This is a genomic window from Vibrio sp. DW001, assembly GCF_029016285.1.
Taxonomy (GTDB): domain Bacteria; phylum Pseudomonadota; class Gammaproteobacteria; order Enterobacterales; family Vibrionaceae; genus Vibrio.
This window is the reverse complement of record NZ_CP091975.1, coordinates 2792820-2810120: the sequence shown is the minus strand read 5'-3', so window position 1 is coordinate 2810120 and position 17301 is coordinate 2792820. Positions and strand designations below refer to the sequence as shown.

General features: G+C 42.1%; 13 protein-coding genes. 12 read left to right on the top strand and 1 reads right to left on the bottom strand.

Going from position 1 to position 17301, the window contains the following annotated elements:
* Positions 1 to 136 precede the first annotated feature (136 nt).
* The 9 genes from L3V77_RS12710 (at position 137) to L3V77_RS12670 (ending at position 11624) form a co-directional block, all read left to right on the top strand.
* Positions 137 to 886 (top strand): flagellar basal body rod protein FlgF, encoded by a 750-nt coding sequence (locus L3V77_RS12710; RefSeq protein WP_275134494.1) that lies wholly within the window; start codon positions 137 to 139, stop codon positions 884 to 886.
* A 24-nt stretch (positions 887 to 910) separates the two neighbouring features.
* A complete protein-coding gene (gene flgG, locus L3V77_RS12705) occupies positions 911 to 1699 on the top strand; it encodes a flagellar basal-body rod protein FlgG (RefSeq protein WP_195703975.1) in 789 nt (262 codons plus the stop codon).
* 32 nt (positions 1700 to 1731) lie between these two features.
* Positions 1732 to 2511 carry a flagellar basal body L-ring protein FlgH gene (gene flgH / locus L3V77_RS12700; protein WP_275134493.1) on the top strand — a complete coding sequence of 260 codons (780 nt, stop codon included), beginning with the start codon at positions 1732 to 1734 and terminating at the stop codon, positions 2509 to 2511.
* Positions 2512 to 2558: 47 nt separating this feature from the next.
* Positions 2559 to 3650 (top strand): flagellar basal body P-ring protein FlgI, encoded by a 1092-nt coding sequence (locus L3V77_RS12695; RefSeq protein WP_275134492.1) that lies wholly within the window; start codon positions 2559 to 2561, stop codon positions 3648 to 3650.
* A 10-nt stretch (positions 3651 to 3660) separates the two neighbouring features.
* Positions 3661 to 4584, top strand: a complete 924-nt coding sequence (gene flgJ, locus L3V77_RS12690) for a flagellar assembly peptidoglycan hydrolase FlgJ (protein WP_275136761.1) — start codon at positions 3661 to 3663, stop codon at positions 4582 to 4584.
* Positions 4585 to 4769: 185 nt separating this feature from the next.
* Entirely contained in the window at positions 4770 to 6644 is a 1875-nt protein-coding gene (gene flgK / locus L3V77_RS12685) for a flagellar hook-associated protein FlgK (RefSeq protein WP_275134491.1), read from the top strand.
* 12 nt (positions 6645 to 6656) lie between these two features.
* Positions 6657 to 7850, top strand: a complete 1194-nt coding sequence (gene flgL / locus L3V77_RS12680; protein ID WP_275134490.1) for a flagellar hook-associated protein FlgL — start codon at positions 6657 to 6659, stop codon at positions 7848 to 7850.
* Positions 7851 to 8237: 387 nt separating this feature from the next.
* Positions 8238 to 9392 carry a flagellin gene (locus tag L3V77_RS12675; RefSeq protein WP_195703970.1) on the top strand — a complete coding sequence of 385 codons (1155 nt, stop codon included), beginning with the start codon at positions 8238 to 8240 and terminating at the stop codon, positions 9390 to 9392.
* A gap of 585 nt (positions 9393 to 9977) precedes the next feature.
* Positions 9978 to 11624, top strand: a complete 1647-nt coding sequence (locus L3V77_RS12670) for a methyl-accepting chemotaxis protein (protein WP_275134489.1) — start codon at positions 9978 to 9980, stop codon at positions 11622 to 11624.
* A gap of 375 nt (positions 11625 to 11999) precedes the next feature.
* Here the strand turns inward: L3V77_RS12670 and L3V77_RS12665 are convergent, their stop codons facing one another.
* The gene (locus tag L3V77_RS12665) at positions 12000 to 13265 is read right to left on the bottom strand and encodes a Rid family hydrolase (protein ID WP_275134488.1); all 1266 of its coding nucleotides are present in this window, start codon (positions 13263 to 13265) and stop codon (positions 12000 to 12002) included.
* 857 nt (positions 13266 to 14122) lie between these two features.
* Here L3V77_RS12665 and L3V77_RS12660 point away from each other — a divergent pair.
* The 3 genes from L3V77_RS12660 to L3V77_RS12650 all read left to right on the top strand — a co-directional run bounded on the left by L3V77_RS12660 (position 14123) and on the right by L3V77_RS12650 (position 17286).
* Positions 14123 to 15253 carry a flagellin gene (locus L3V77_RS12660; RefSeq protein WP_275134487.1) on the top strand — a complete coding sequence of 377 codons (1131 nt, stop codon included), beginning with the start codon at positions 14123 to 14125 and terminating at the stop codon, positions 15251 to 15253.
* Between the two features lie 360 nt (positions 15254 to 15613).
* Positions 15614 to 16750: a flagellin gene (locus tag L3V77_RS12655; protein ID WP_275134486.1), complete on the top strand. Its 1137-nt coding sequence runs from the start codon at positions 15614 to 15616 to the stop codon at positions 16748 to 16750.
* Between the two features lie 77 nt (positions 16751 to 16827).
* Positions 16828 to 17286: a flagellar protein FlaG gene (locus L3V77_RS12650; RefSeq protein ID WP_275134485.1), complete on the top strand. Its 459-nt coding sequence runs from the start codon at positions 16828 to 16830 to the stop codon at positions 17284 to 17286.
* The last annotated feature ends 15 nt before the right edge of the window (positions 17287 to 17301 follow it).

The following is a 17301-nucleotide window of genomic DNA, read 5'->3' as shown; positions in this document are numbered from 1 at the left end:
CAAACTTCCCTTCTTCATCTGCCATGTAGCGACTCTTTTCTAATTCTTTACTTATCTTGTTGTTTTTTATAAATAAAAATAATTGGCACGTCTATTGCTTTATTAGGTTCAGTAACTGAATTTTTGGAGCAAAATTATGGATCGTGCACTGTTTCTTGCCATGAGTGGCGCTAAGCAAAACATGCAAGAGATGCAATTAAGAGCGAACAACCTAGCAAACGTGAGTACAACAGGTTTTCGTGCCGATCTCGCACAAGCTCGTTCTATGCAAGCCTACGGTGAGGGTTTGCCGTCTCGTGTATTTAGCATGACAGAACGCCCAGGCCAAAATTTTGCACAAGGTAGTGTTATTACCACAGGTCGTGATCTCGATGTCACGATTGAGGGTGATGGTTGGATATCGGTATTAGATAAAACAGGTAAAGAAGGCTTAACTCGTAACGGCAATCTACATATTGACGAGTCAGGATTGTTGACGAATGGCACTGGTCATCTAGTGCTCGGAGAATCTGGCGCGCCAATAACCTTACCCGTTCCAATTGCGAAAATTGAGATTGGTCGAGATGGTACGATTTCGGTATTGCCTAAAGGTGCGCCACCCAATGCAATGGAAGAAGTGGACCGTATTAAGTTGTCACGTCCAAACAACCGCGACCTATTCAAAGATTCTAATGGTTTATTCAAAGCAAAAGATCCAAACCAGTTTTTCGAAGCAGATGCAGGTGTGAGCATTATGACTGGTGCTGTCGAAGGCAGTAACGTAAGCGCCATTGGCGAAATGACAAGTTTGATCGATATACAGCGTCAGTTTGAGATGCAAGTAAAACTGATGAGCAGCGCAGAAGAGATGGATAAAGCATCTGACTCTCTGTTACGTATGAGCTAACGGATTGAGTGAAGGGGATTAGTTATGCATCCGGCATTATGGGTAAGTAAAACAGGTTTAGATGCTCAACAAACGAACATTTCGACCATATCAAACAACTTGGCTAACGCCTCAACCATTGGCTACAAAAAGAGCCGACCTGTTTTTGAGGATCTCTTTTATCAGAATATTAATCAGCCTGGCGGCCAATCATCACAAAATACTGAGTTGCCGAGTGGCCTTATGTTAGGTGCGGGTTCTAAAGTCGTCGCAACGCAAAAGATACATACCAATGGTAATGCGCAGACCACGACTAACTCACTAGATATGATGATAGAAGGGGATGGTTTCTTCCAAATCGTCTTGCCAGACGGCAACATGGGTTATAGCCGAAATGGTCAGTTCACACTCAATGACGAGGGGGCAATTGTCACTTCAGGGTCTGGCTATTCGTTGGATCCTGAAATTATCATTCCCGATGATTCTATCTCTATCACTATTGGCAATGATGGTGAAGTGTCTGTTCGACTTAGAGGACAGCAAGATAACCAAGTCGTTGGTCAAATAACGACGGTCGATTTTATTAACCCAGGTGGTTTAGAACCGATTGGTCAGAACCTTTATTTACCGACCGGAGCAAGTGGTGAGCCGACCGAGGGTGTACCTGGCTTAGATGGTTTAGGTTCAGTTCGTCAATCGATGCTAGAGACTTCCAACGTGAATGTGACGGAAGAGTTGGTGAACATGATTGAGGCCCAACGCGTTTACGAAATGAATTCAAAAGTCATCTCTGCGGTAGATAAGATGCAGAGCTTTGTGAATCAACAGTTATAACGTAAGTCATAAATTGAGATGAGTAAGTCGCTATGAAACGTATATTTGGGTTAGTTTTGATCATGACAATGTCGGGTTGCACTATGTTATCGCCAACTGACGAAGGCACCGACGTAGAACAGAGTACAACCTTAGTTGACGCCGTTGAAGGTGATCAGTCAGAAGCAGAAGACTCTGGTCTTATTGATGCATTGAGAACTCGAGATGACCCTATTGCGGGTGACCCAGCTTGGGCTCCTATTCATCCAAAAGACAAACCTGAACATTATGCAGCGGCGACAGGATCGCTTTTTAATACTGGTTTTGCTACCAATCTATACGATGATTCCAAACCTCGTGGTATTGGCGATATTGTCACTGTGATGATGGAAGAACAGACCAAGGCGGCGAAAAGTGCCGATGCTGATCTTACTAAGAGCAATGATTCGTCAATGGACCCACTTGCTGTTGGTGGCAAGCCACTGACGATTGGCGACTATGATTTTTCTTATGAGTTAAGTAATGACAATAAATTCAGTGGTGAAGCGACAGCCAATCAGAGTAACAGCTTAAGTGGTTCTATTACCGTCGAGGTTATTGAGGTATTGGCCAATGGCAACTTGGTGATTCGAGGGGAAAAATGGTTAACATTGAACGCTGGAGATGAATACATTCGTTTAAGTGGCACAATTCGACCGGATGATATTAGCTTTGACAATACCATTGCATCAAATCGAATTTCTAACGCTCGAATTCGTTATTCTGGTACCGGAACACAACAAGATATGCAAGAACCTGGTTTCTTGGCACGATTCTTTAATGTCTCTCTATAATAGAGCGGGATAGTCGAAGATTTGACGGTTAACATAAGGCTTATGCGATGAACAAGTTAGCGGTAATGGTAGTAGGTATAGCAATGATGGCAACGTCTGCTTATGCCGCACGAATTAAAGACGTCGCAGAGGTAGCGGGGGTTCGTAGTAACCAATTAGTCGGTTATGGTTTGGTCACTGGTTTACCAGGTACGGGTGAGTCTACACCGTTTACCGACCAGAGCTTCAACGCGATGTTGCAAAATTTTGGCATACAATTGCCACCCGGCACTAAGCCTAAAACGAAGAATGTGGCCGCCGTTATCGTGACGGCTGAATTACCTGCATTTTCAAAACAGGGTCAAAAAGTGGATGTCACGGTTTCGTCTATCGGCTCAGCAAAAAGTCTACGCGGTGGAACATTAATCCAAACCTTCCTAAAAGGTTTGGATGGTGAAGTTTATGCGATTGCCCAAGGTAACCTTGTAGTGAGTGGATTCAGTGCGGAAGGCGCTGATGGTTCAAAATTAGTGGGTAATAATCCAACGGTTGGTCTCATTTCCAGTGGCGCAAGTGTGGAACGTGAAATTCCAAGCCCATTTGGTCGTGGTGACTTTATAACGTTTAATTTGGTCGAGTCAGATTTTACAACGGCTCAACGTTTGGCGGATGCCGTGAATAGTTTCCTTGGCCCGCAAATGGCGTCGGCTATTGATTCTACGTCTGTTCGTGTTAGAGCACCTCGTGATGTAAGTCAGCGTGTCGCATTTCTTTCTGCTATCGAGAATCTTGAATTTAACCCAGCAGACGGTGCAGCAAAGATCATTGTTAATTCAAGAACAGGGACGATTGTTGTCGGGCAGCACGTAAGGCTAAAAGCCGCTGCAGTTACCCATGGTGGAATGACGGTTGCGATTAAAGAGAATCTAAATGTGAGTCAACCGAACGCATTCGCTGGCGGTCAAACGGTGGTTACACCGGACTCAACGATTGAAGTGACAGAGAAGCAAGGCAAGATGTTCAATTTCCAGCCGGGGCTTACTCTGGATGACTTGGTGAGAGCGGTGAATGAAGTGGGTGCGGCACCGTCTGATTTAATGGCCATTTTACAGGCGTTAAAGCAAGCGGGCGCGATCGAAGGTCAACTCATTATTATTTAAGGATAACATGATGATAAATAATGCAAATGACATCGGCTTTATTCACGATATTGCAAGCTTAGACAAGCTTCGTCAAGACGCAGTGAGCAGTGATGATGGGGATAAGAAAGAGGCGTTAAAAGCGGCGGCAAAACAGTTTGAATCCATTTTTACCGCTATGCTTTTCAAGTCAATGCGCGATGCTAATTCTGCTTTTGAATCTGATTTGATGAAAAGCCAAAATCAAGATTTCTATCGTCAAATGCAAGATGAACAGATGGCCAGTGAACTCAGTGCCACAGGTTCTTTGGGGCTTGCGGATATGATTGTTGCTCAATTAAGTTCTGGTGCAAAAACAGATGATAGTGAACTGGTCATGCGTAATGCGGCTCTTGATACGTCGTTACGCTTGCCGGTAGAACAATCAAAAGCGGGTGAAGTAGCGGATGAAGCACTTTCCGTTATGGCGGCTAATAAAGTTCAATCCAATGGCAGATTTGATAGCCCAGAGCATTTTGTGCAGTCTCTGCAACCTTACGCTGATAGAGCCGCCAAAGCGCTTGGTATCGATCCTTCTATCCTTATCGCTCAAGCCGCGTTGGAAACTGGTTGGGGTAATAAAGTGATTCAAAACTCGCTTGGTAGCAGCAACAATCTTTTTAATATCAAAGCAGATAGAAGCTGGAAAGGCGACAAAATTGCGACTCAAACCTTAGAGTTTCATGACAATGTACCAGTGAAAGAGAAAGCGGCATTCCGCTCTTACGATACCTACGAAGAGAGCTTTAACGATTTCGTTCGTTTTCTTAACCAGAATCCACGATACGAAACAACGCTTTCACAGAACAATAACTCTGAATCGTTTATTAGAGGCTTGCATCAAGCAGGTTATGCAACGGATCCAGCGTATGCGGACAAAGTTTTGCAAGTTAAAGAACGAATCGACAAGATGTAACGAAAAGAAGCGGCAACGCTTCTTTTTTATTGTATTGCCCTTCTTCTGACGTTACAGATTCTTATGTTTATTTCCCCCTCAAATTGATGCGACCTCCGCAAATCACGAACTTGGCACACACCTTGCTACATACTCATTAAGTTAATCAAAAACATTCATTTTTAAGCAGTTTCACTGGGGGCATTATGGCGTCGGACTTGTTGAATGTTGGTACTCAGAGCGTATTAACCGCTCAGAGACAACTCAACACCACTGGTCATAACATATCGAATGCGAATACCGAAGGCTATAGTCGCCAATCGGTAATCCAGGGGACAAATTCGCCTCGCCAATATGGTGGTGAAACTTATGGCATGGGTGTGCATGTGGAAAATGTTCGCCGCTCTTGGGATCAATTTGCCGTCAACGAACTTAATGTTTCAACAACAAGCAAAGCGTTACGTGAAGATGATGAAGAAAACTTGGGTATGTTGACGAGCATGCTCTCTTCGCTTGCTTCGAAAAAAATACCAGAAAATATTAATGAGTGGTTCGATTCAGTCAAAACGTTAGCCGATTCCCCTAATGACATGGGCGCACGTAAAGTGGTGTTAGAGAAGGCAGGACTGGTCAGCCAAAATCTTAATACGTTTTACGAAACGGTGCGTCAGCAGTCTTCAAATATTAATAAAAAACTTGACCTATCTGTCGAGAGAATAAATCAAATTGGTAGTGATATCAAAGATTTACATAGATTGATGATGCGTACTCCTGGTCCGCACAATGACTTGATGGATAAGCATGAAAAGTTAGTAAAAGAGCTATCGGAATACACAAAAGTAACGGTTACGCCTCGCAACAATAACGAAGGTTTCAATATACATATTGGTAGCGGACATAATCTCGTTTCTGGGGTGGAATCGAGTCGATTGACCATGATTGATGGTTCACCCGACCCACAGCAGCGCGAACTCGCGTTAATCGAAGGCAAAGGAATAAAAGCGATTAATCACAAAGGCATAGACGGCAAACTAGAGTCTCTGTTTAGAGTGAGAGATGAATTTATTCCTTATGTGCAGGATGAATTGGGACGCGTTGCTACTTCTATCTCTTATGCGGTTAATGAGCTACAAGCTCAAGGTTTAGATTTAAAAGGCGATATCGGTTCTCTTGTGTTTACCGATGTGAACTCCGAACGTGTCGCGAAATCTCGAGTTACGTTGGAGAAAAACTCTCAAGCCGATTTGGCTGTTTATATTGATGATATTTCGAAGATAAATGCAGGTGATTACCATCTTAGATATGACGGTAGTGACTACACCGTGATTAAGCCAACCGGAGAGGTTGTGCAGGTAGAACCTAAAGATTCCGCACTGTATATCGATGGTATGAGAGTTGAAATGAATAACTCTCCTCGTGCAGGTGAAAAAATAATTTTGCGTCCGGTAAGATTTGGTGCGGAACAGATGAAAGTTGTCATGAATGATCCGGCAACTATTGCCGCTCAAAGTTACGAGAGTTCAGCTACTTTTGAGCAAGGTGATGCCGATTTTCATGTGTTAGTTGCTGGCGAACTAAAAGAATTTCAAGTGGTGATATCTCCAAAAGGTGATCAGTTTGCCGTATTGGATATGGATGGAAAAGTACTGCTAAAACCACAAGATTACCCATCTTCTGGGCCTGTTACTGTTCAAGGCACAACCTTTGAACTAACAAAAGGTGCTATTGCAAATGATAGATTTGCGGCAAACCTTACTGCTTCAGAAGGTGATAACGGCAATCTACGCAAAATGCAGGATCTTCAGACAGCAAAAAACTTGAACGACAATAACTCTACTATTTTACAGCTTTACCATGACCTCAATACCAATATGGGATTGAAGATGTCTACCGCCTCTAGACTGTCAGATGTGGCACGTCTTGAAAACGAATCGGCACAAGAACGTGTTGCCGAAATCTCCGGTGTAAATTTAGATGAAGAAGCGGCCAATATGATGAAGTTCCAGCAATCGTATATGGCTTCATCTCGTATCATGCAAGCCGCAAACGATACGTTTAACACCATTTTGGCATTGCGGTAGGAGGGTAATTAGATGGTAGGAAGAATATCAAGTTTTCATAATTACCAAGCGGTTCAAAACGATCTTCGTAGACAAGAGGCAAAGATTGTCCACAACCAAGCGCAATTGGCTTCCGGTAAGAAATTACTCAATGCAAGTGATGATCCACTAGCCACGCACTATATTCAAAATCTTGGGCAGCAATCAGAACAACTTCGCCAATATATGGACGCGATCGTACTTACTCGAAACCGCCTTGAACACCATGAAGTGTTGGTAGCGAACTCTGAAGAATACGCGGATCAGGCAAAAAGAACGGTTATGGAGATGATCAATGGTTCGCACTCAGAGGAAGATCGATTAGCGAAAACCCGAGAGATACAAGAAACCTTTAGCAACCTGCTTAACCTAGCGAATAGCCAAGATGAGTCAGGTAACTATATTTTTGCTGGTACAAAACCTAAAAATCAACCTTTCTTTCGAGATAATGAAAACAATGTAACTTATTCCGGTGATGATTATCAGCGCAAGATGAGAATTTCTAATCAATTGGAAATGGCATTGAATGACCCTGGTAGTAAGTTGTATATGGAAGTTGATAATCCATTTGGTGATTACAAACCGAGTTACCAATTACAACCTGCATCAGAATTATTGCTCGAGCGCGCAACCAATTTAGACAGTACGGATGATTCCCAATATACGATTACCTTTGTTGATATGGGAACAGGGAAATACGGATACCAACTAGACAAAGATGGTAGCGCGGTACAAACAGAAGAATTTGACCCAAGGAGAGGGATTAAATATGAAGACTTATCGATTCTGATTCGTGGGCAGATAACGGCGGGTGATTCTTTTACGTTAGAACCCAAAGAAACCGTGAATATTTTTGACAGCTTCAAACAAGTTATCGAACTTTCGGATGCCTCGGTGTCCGATGCGTCGGCAACGGCTGAATTGCATAGATTGACCAAAGAATTTGACGCCGCATTTATTCATCTTGGCAAAGCTAGGACGGATGTTGGTGCGCGTCTGAATACGCTCGATATTCAAACGGATTTGCATGAAGATTTTAAGCTAACACTAGCAAAGTCAAAAAGTGCCTTTGAAGATCTTGATTATTCACAAGCGGTGATCGAATTTAATGAGAACTCGCTTGCACTGGAGGCGTCACAAAAAGCCTTTGGTAAAACGAAAGACCTGACGTTATTTAACTATATCTAATTTTCCTTTGCCATATGTGCTAGAGCCATATGTGCGGAACAATGACCAGTTATATGACATTCAGTTAAAGAGGCAATAGTTGTCATAGCATGAAAAGACAGCAAATCATTGCCGTTTTTCAAAGTGCCGCTATGAACAAATAAAGATATATCTCAAATTGTGTTCCATGTAAGTATTTGAAAATAAGCAATAAATTTATTTTTTCAAATAAAATAAAAAAGTGGCACACTACTTGAATGTATACAAGTAGACAAAGTAATTGGTAATGAATTAAGTGAGAACTGTGACACTTAGTTCAGCAAGTAAATATACGGTCAGTGCTTATCCAAATGAGACTAAAGCTGACCGCTTCGCAGAAATCTTGCGAACTCAATAGGAGAGCATAAAATGGCTGTAACAGTAAGTACTAACGTCGCGGCGATGACGACTCAGCGCTATTTAAATAAGGCGACTGAAAATCTAAACACGTCAATGGAACGTTTGTCATCTGGGCACAAAATAAATAGTGCTAAAGATGACGCTGCGGGCCTACAAATTTCAAATCGATTGAACTCGCAATCTCGCGGTCTTGATGTTGCTATGCGTAATGCTAACGATGGTATTTCCATTGCTCAAACGGCAGAAGGCGCGATGAATGAGTCATCGGCAATTCTAACCCGTATGCGTGATTTGTCACTTCAATCGGCTAATGGTTCTAACTCTTTGTCTGAACGCGTTGCGATAAACGAAGAAGTGACCGCTCTGCAAGATGAGCTTAACCGTATTGCAGAAACCACATCGTTTGGTGGTCGTCGACTTCTGAATGGCTCCTTCGGTGAAGCGGCGTTCCAGATAGGCGCTAACTCGGGTGAAGCCATGATCATGGGATTGACCAGCATTCGCGCTGATGATTTCCGCATGGGTGGTGAGACATTCAATGCTGAGCTTCCTGAAGGGAAGATCATCGGCAGCGATTGGGGTGTACCGGCTGATAAACTCGATATCAAGTTTACCTTCGCGGCTGACGCCAATAATGAAGAACTGGTAATAGACATCCAAGCGAAAGCGGGTGATGACATCGAAGAGCTCGCGACCTACATCAATGGGCAGACAGACAAATTGTCGGCATCCGTTGGAGAGGGGGGTAACTTACAACTCTTTGTGGCGAATCCGAAAATTGCGGGTGGTCTTGATATTTCAGGCTCACTTGCTTCAGAGATTGGTATCGCAGGTTCAGAAGCGCGCGTTACCACTGCACAAGATATTGATGTGACAAGCGTTAAGGGCTCACAAAATGCAGTTGGTGTTATTGATGCGGCCCTCACCTATGTTGACAGCCAGCGTGCCGATTTAGGTGCACAACAAAACAGGCTTAGTCACAGCATTAATAACTTGTCCAATATTCAAGAAAACGTGGAATCGTCGAAGAGCCGGATCAAAGATACTGATTTTGCCAAAGAAACGACGGAACTTACGAAAAACCAAATTTTGCAACAGGCAGGTACTTCCATACTTGCTCAAGCGAAACAATTGCCAAACTCTGCATTGTCGCTGCTTCAGTAGTTGATATTACAGATTTAGCATTACTCTGCATTAGTTGGCGCAGACGTGAACCGACGTTGAGTAAAGTTATATTGGCAATGGCATTTTAATAAGAAGTCCGGCGGCTCTCTCACTCTCACTGCCAAAGGACGGAACGTTAAAATGTTATCGTTAAGCCAGTTATGTGTTATTTCTCTCGATCTCCACATAGGCAATCTGGCTTGCGACCTGACCGGCCCCAGTTCTCTCAAAGGAAATGGGGCTTTTCTCTACCTGAAAATCGTAAGTTTCTTGTTTATCTAGTTATTTATGATTTCATCGACAAATAAGTAACGACAAGCCCAGGAGTTGTGTGAGTTTCTCGTGTGTTATTTCTTTTTTAAACAAACGATGATGGAATATTTAGTTAAGTATGCTGCCATAAATTGCTTGAAGTAAATGAGTTACCTTGAGAATGCTTCAAAGTACTAAACGGGCAACATAAACATCAGTTAAAGATTTATATGGTTATGCCGATAAACAGAATCTACCGCCGAGTATTCGTTTATGTTTAGCATGATATTGATGAATTGAAGTAAACCTGAATCTTAAGAAAACAATTATTCTATGATAAATAACAATCTCACATTAAAATCTCGACTAATTATTGCCATTGTAATTCCTTGTATTGCAATGGTTGTTTTGAGTACGACCAGCTTCACTAAAATGTCTCAAATGGAACAGCAATCAGAGATGCTTTTTAATAACACTGCTGCACCAATGCGAGCGTTAGCCGAAGTTGCCTCAAGAATTCCAAGGTTGCGTGTGGGTGTTGATATGATGCTTCTACAACAGACCGAATTACGTGATAAAAAAGGTATTAAAATACGGGTTCAAGAAGCTCATTCTGAAGATATCCCGGAGATGCGCGAGGCAATGCAAGTAGCTCTGGATAGTCAAGTGAATCCTGATCTGAGAAATGAAGCTCAAAAGCTCCTTTCTGCTTTTGAAAGCATGGTTAAAGATGAGCTAATTCCTATGCTCAACGCATTAGATAAAGGCGATTTGTCGGAAGCACAGAAAATATATAAAGAAAAATATGCCAAGTCATATGGTGTAATGCGAAAGGCAACAAATAGTATTCTAGATGCGTTACTTGTACAGGCAGAGCAAAAAAATAAGATGAGTAAGGAAACACATAATACAGGCTCTACTCAGCTTATGGCCGTTTTAATCGCTGGCATTATCATTTCCGTATTGGTGTCTTGGTATATAATTTCGGGAATTCGTCGTAGCGTTACTTCTTTACGAGACACAGTTGTTTATGCGACATCTAATATGGCATTGGACACAAGAATTCAGATCGACGGTAAAGATGAGTTTTCAGAAATAGCGAGTAGCTTTAACCATTTCTTGTCCAATGTTCATGATTCTATTACACATATAGCGTCAAATTCGCGTGATTTAGCTGAAATGGCTATCAATGTGACAGAAAAAGCGCACGCGACTCAAGACAATTGTAGCTCACAAAAAGACAGAACTATACAGGTAGCTACCGCATCTAGTGAACTTGGTATGACAGTAAATGAAATCGCTGCTACTGCTGCAAGCGCAGCTGAGGCAGCCAATGAGGCTTCAACAAGTTCTCGTAATGGAAGGGAGTTGATATCACAAACACAATCTCAGATTAGCTCACTTACTGTTGAATTAGAGCAAGCTAATCAAATGGTTGGAACGTTATCTAGTGAAATAGATGATATCAGTTCTACTTTAGCAACAATACGAAGTATTTCCGAACAAACCAATTTATTAGCACTTAATGCCGCGATTGAAGCCGCGAGGGCTGGTGAACATGGTCGTGGTTTCGCTGTAGTTGCTGACGAAGTGAGAACCTTAGCGAGTCGTTCTGCTAAATCAACAGAAGAAATTCAAGAAGTCATTGATAAATTACAGATCGAATCACAAAATACAGTAAGGGCTATGGGGCAGGGAAATACTCAAGCATCACTTGTAGTTGACTCTGCTAATAAAGTAAATGAGTCGTTGATGGAGATAGACAATCATATCGATCATATAAATGGACAGAATATTCAAGTGGCGACCGCAACTGAAGAACAGTCTACCGTGGTGGAAAATATTAACGTAAATATTGAGAATATTAGTATGTTGACTGAAGAGACCGTGAATACTGCGGAACAGTTGAAAGAAGCAAGCACCAAACTGCAAAATCTATCAAATCAGCTCGATAAAACGATAAGTATTTTTAAATTATAGTTTTTTCTATACTGTAAACAAGAAAGGCGAACGATGTTCGCCTTTCTTTCTGGTAAATAAAAAAGTGTCTGAATAGAGTGAGATCATTATTTTTATTGCTTAAAACTTTGATCAGTTCGACATTTGTTTCCGCGAATAAAGCCCTAACGATAGTCCTCGTAAAACTCTGATTCAGACTAGTAATCTATGTGTTCCTGAAGGAGAAATTCAAAGATATCGACAAGCTTTTTACGGATAATAGACATGCCACCTTTCTGTTTATTCCATAGTCGATTACAGTTGGTCAAAAAGACCTATCATTCTCACGTTCTTCTGACGTATATTTAATACATCTTGTATCAATTGGTGATCAGCTCGACAGCAATAAATTGTCCGTTATGCTTGTGGAGGCGTTCCTTCACAGTTAGAAACCACGGCATCAATCTGAATCAAGGCATCCATAGAGATAGCGGAAACACCAACGGTTGTTCTTGCTGGAAGGTCACCACTGAAGAATGTGGTGTACACCTCGTCGACGGTATCAATATCGGCGACATCTCTAAGCTGAATATTAATTTTCACAATGTCATCCATCACGTGATCGACACTTTCTACAATGGCCTTGATATTGTCTAGGCATTGTCTCGCCTGGTCATTAACATCACCCGAAATCATCTCACTGGTTTTCGGATCTAAAGGTAACTGGCCTGAAATATGATTGTAATGGGAAAAAGCGACTGTTTGCGTATGTAGAGTGCTTTTTGGTGCATTTTCCGTGTTGTGTGCTCTGATAATTAGCCCATGTCTGTCTTCGACCGCTTGTGGTGGAGTACCATCTCCGTGAGACACAACGACATCAATTTGTATCAATGCATCCATAGGTAAAGCGAAAGCGGCAACAGTGGTTCGCGCAGGCACATAGGCTACGCTCCGAGCGATTGACGAGTCGGGGAAAAATGTGGAATAAACGTCGTTTACTGCATCCATATCCGAAAGGTCTTTAAGAAAGAGATTGATTTTGACAATGTCGTCAAAAGGAACATCGATACTGGTTAAGATTGCCTTGATATTTTGTAGACATTGCTTAGTCTGCGCTTTTATACCACCTTCAACAATTTCACCCGTTTTAGGGTCGACAGGTAGCTGCGCTGATATATTGTTGTAATGTGAAAAAGCGACGGTTTGTGTCGAGACAGAGCTTATCGGTGCATTCTCAGTATTGTTTGACAGTTTAATCAGGTCGCAAGGCTCTTGTGGTGCAGTGCCTTCGCCGTTTGAAATAAGGGCGTCCATTTGCACTAAAGCATCACTCATAGGCAAAGCCGCAACCGCGACCGTGGTACGGGTAGGAAAATCGCCTTGGAAGAAAGTGGCGTAGACATCGTTTATAGCGTCAGTATCTGAGATGTTTTTAAGGAATACATTGATTTTAACAACGTCGTCCATCACGTGATCGATGCTTTCTACAATGGCTTTAATATTGGCTAGGCACTGCGATGCCTGTTCTTTTACGCTCCCTGTGACAAGTTTGCCTGTCTCAGGGTCGACAGGTAATTGCGCTGAAATATTATTGTAATGAGAGAAAGCGACGGTTTGTGTAGAGGCGGTACGCTTCGGTGCATTGTCTGTGTTTCTTGAAACCTTTATGATATTTCCACTCATATCTATATTTCTCCTATTTGATATAAAATGTTTACGTGAATGTCAGTTCGACTGTGTGTTAAATGAATAGTAAATTGAATAATCAACATCTTTTAAATAAGAATTGATGTGTTGCAAGTCTTTGCGGTCTAAATTAGGAGGCCATAAATATCAAATTAACGTTTCAAATAAAACAATTAAAAAAAATAAATCAAAGTGAGTTGATTAAAAGCAAATATCGGTACTTTGGTAGAAATGTCGTATATAAATCAGATGTTTATACAAGAAAATCATTACTTTTTCTTATTCTTTTCAATAAGTGGTTCTGATCTCGGAATAAGTCAAAAATATCGTTAAACTGAAGTAGTGTCAGGTTGATTCTTGATGATATTGAATTTAAAGTGATTTTCAATATAGGCCAAAAAATTCGTTCGGTGTTGCTAATTCTCTTCGTTATATTAAGTCTATTTGTTCCTTCCTCAAATTAAGCATATTCAAAAGTTACAGAGTCTACCTTTTGATGAACCGTCACGAATGCTACTCAGTGCTTGTTATCTACCTATCTATTGAAGAAACAAAGACACAAATTTAATGCAGTAGGGCTGCTGATTTGTGGCGCTATCTTATCCTGATATTTTTTTTAAAACCCCTTGCTCTCGGCAATTTAAATAAAATCTTTAGCTCTATCGGTAGGCTTTGTTTGATTTTTATGAGAAAGGTCACATTTGTAGGTGGTTAGAAATAATTAGTAAAAAAAAACGAATTTTTTTCTAAAGGATTCTACATATGAGCCGTTAATGAAAGTAACTTTGAGAGAACTACTTGGTTTTCTGAGACGTCGGAAACCGCTTTAACGGAAAATCAATTGGAGAATCACCATGGCAGTAAATGTAAATACAAACGTAGCCGCAATGACAGCACAACGTCACTTGTCTGGCGCCGCGAGCGACCTAAACAGCTCAATGGAACGCCTATCTTCTGGCTTTAAAATCAACAACGCAAAAGACGATGCAGCGGGTCTACAAATCTCGAATCGTTTGAATGCACAAAGCCGTGGCTTAGACGTAGCAGTACGAAATGCAAACGACGGTATTTCGATTGCCCAAACCGCTGAAGGCGCGATGAAAGAAACATCGAACATCCTTCAACGTGTTCGTGATTTGTCACTTCAATCTGCCAACGGCTCTAACTCAAAACAAGAGCGTGTAGCGATTCAAGAAGAAGTAACAGCACTGAACGACGAATTAAACCGAATAGCGGAAACCACATCATTCGGTGGTAACAAACTGCTTAACGGCACACACGGAACGAAATCTTTCCAAATCGGTTCGGATAATGGTGAAGCGGTCATGCTTAGCCTAAAAGACATGCGTTCAGATAATGCGATGATGGGCGGTAGCGCTTACAAAGCGGAGAATGGTCAAGGTAAAGATTGGGCTGTATCTAAAGATGCAACAATGGTTATCGGCTTGACGAACAAATCTGGCGATGTACAAGAATTTACCGTTAATGCGAAAGCTGGCGACGATATTGAAGAGCTAGCAACGTACATCAATGGTCAGCAAGATGCAGTGAGTGCTTCTGTTGATGAAGATGGTCGTCTACAAGTTTTTGCTGGTAACAACACGGTTCAAGGCGAAGTATCATTCAGTGGAACCCTAGCGGGTGAGCTTGGTATGGGCCCAGCAACGGCGGTAACGGTCGATACTCTTGACGTGACTTCTGTCGGTGGAGCGCAAGAAGCGGTTGCTGTTGTAGATGCAGCGATGAAGTATGTGGACAGCCATCGAAGTGAGCTTGGTGCATTCCAAAACCGTTTCGACCACGCAATCAATAACCTAGACAACATTAACGAGAATGTTAACGCGTCTAACAGCCGAATCAAGGATACTGACTTCGCGAAAGAAACCACCGCGATGACTAAGTCTCAAATCCTGCAACAGGCATCAACGTCAATACTTGCTCAAGCGAAGCAAGCACCACAGACAGCACTTAGCCTACTCGGTTAATTCTGACAGCAACATCTGTTGTCATCTCCTTAAACCCAGCCTATATGGCTGGGTTTTGTTGTTTTAGAAGGATAAGAAAGTTACCTGAGCTTTGAATCGAGGTAGGGACAACGTGCAGGTTCAGCAGAGATTGCCTGCTCTCGTGTCTAAAAAGAAAAGTCGAGCTATAAGGGTGGTTGCTTTTCATACATACTGTGATCAAATTCACACCATTGTTTATTTCAGAAGAATTTTAAATAATTTCCTAAAGGTATTTCTTATCCCGCCGTTACAAGGGACGAGAGAAATAAAACTAGATGTGCCTAAGCGAGGTGAGAGACGCGACGGCCCATCACCCTATTATGCCTAAGGAGATCAATTATGGCTATGAATGTAAACACTAACGTGTCTGCAATGACCGCTCAACGACACCTGTCGGGTGCTGCTGACGGACTCAACAAATCGATGGAACGCCTGTCTTCAGGCTATAAGATTAATGGCGCGAAAGATGACGCCGCTGGTCTACAGATTTCCAACCGACTTACCGCTCAAAGCCGTGGTTTAGACATGGCTGTCCGTAATGCAAATGATGGTATTTCTATTGCTCAAACCGCTGAAGGTGCGATGAAAGAAACGACCAATATTATGCAACGTATGCGTGACCTTTCCTTACAATCGTCTAATGGTTCGAATTCTCGTTCTGAACGTGTTGCGATTCAAGAAGAGATCTCTGCGCTTAATGACGAACTTAATCGTATTGCAGAAACGACGTCATTTGGTGGTAACAAACTGCTGAATGGCTCTTACGGTACCAAATCATTCCAAATTGGTGCGGATTCCGGTGAAGCTGTCATTTTATCTATGGGTAATATGCGCTCGGATGATTCAGCTATGGCTGGAAAGAGCTATACCGCAGCAGAAGGGAAAGATGAAAATTGGTCTGTGCAAGCCGGTTCCAACGACCTTATTATCTCCTATAATGATGAATCAGGCGAAGCGAAAGAGATCACTGTTAATGCGAAAGCTGGAAATGATTTGGAAGAGCTCGCGACGTACATTAATGGTCAAAATAGCGATGTTAAAGCCTCGGTTGGTGAAGAAGGAAAGCTTCAAGTGTTTGCTTCTAATCAAAGTGTCCAGAATGGTGATGTGAGCTTTAGTGGCGCATTAGCAGGTGAACTTAACATAGGAGCGGGTACTGAGCAGAGCGTCGATGATATCGATGTAACCACTGTTGCTGGATCTCAGCAAGCCGTTGCTATACTAGACGGTGCATTGAAAAATGTAGACAGTCATCGTGCTGGTCTTGGTGCATTCCAGAATCGTTTTAATCATGCGATCAGCAATTTGGATAACATTAACGAGAATGTTAATGCTTCCAGAAGTCGGATTATGGATACCGATTTTGCTAAAGAGACGACCCAGATGACTAAATCTCAAATTCTTCAGAATGCGAGTACATCGGTGCTAGCTCAGGCGAAGCAAGCGCCATCAGCCGCACTAAGTTTGTTGGGATAAGTAAGTGTAGGCTTCGAGCCTGTGCTTACCGTCAATAGTGATTAATCGCTTACCAACTAGGTGGAAGGGAGATCGGTATGGATATATCCACATACACATCGAACATCCAATCGTATGGCGAACCAAACGGGAAATTTGGTAACGCCAGCGGTAATAATGGTGGCATAAATCTTGCTTTGGATAGTGATAGCGCGACTAATAAATCAGTGTCTACTCAAAAGGATGTCGGTAAAGCAGTGAGCGAAACTGACATGGCAGAAAAAACGAAAGCAGTTGAAGAATTGGTTCAAAAAAGAATTGATATCAACAAAGTACAACTTGAAATGATGGTAGAGAAAATGGATGAATTTGTTAACTCTATCAATAAAGGGCTTTCGTTTCGAGTCGATGAGGAGTTAGGAAGAGATGTTGTGACGATTTATGAAGCCAGTACTGGCGACATAATACGACAGATCCCTGACGAAGAGATGTTAATTATACTTAGGCGCTTAGCTGCTGCTTCTTCTTCTGGATTTATTATAGAAGAATCAGTTTAACTGTCTTATAGGTGA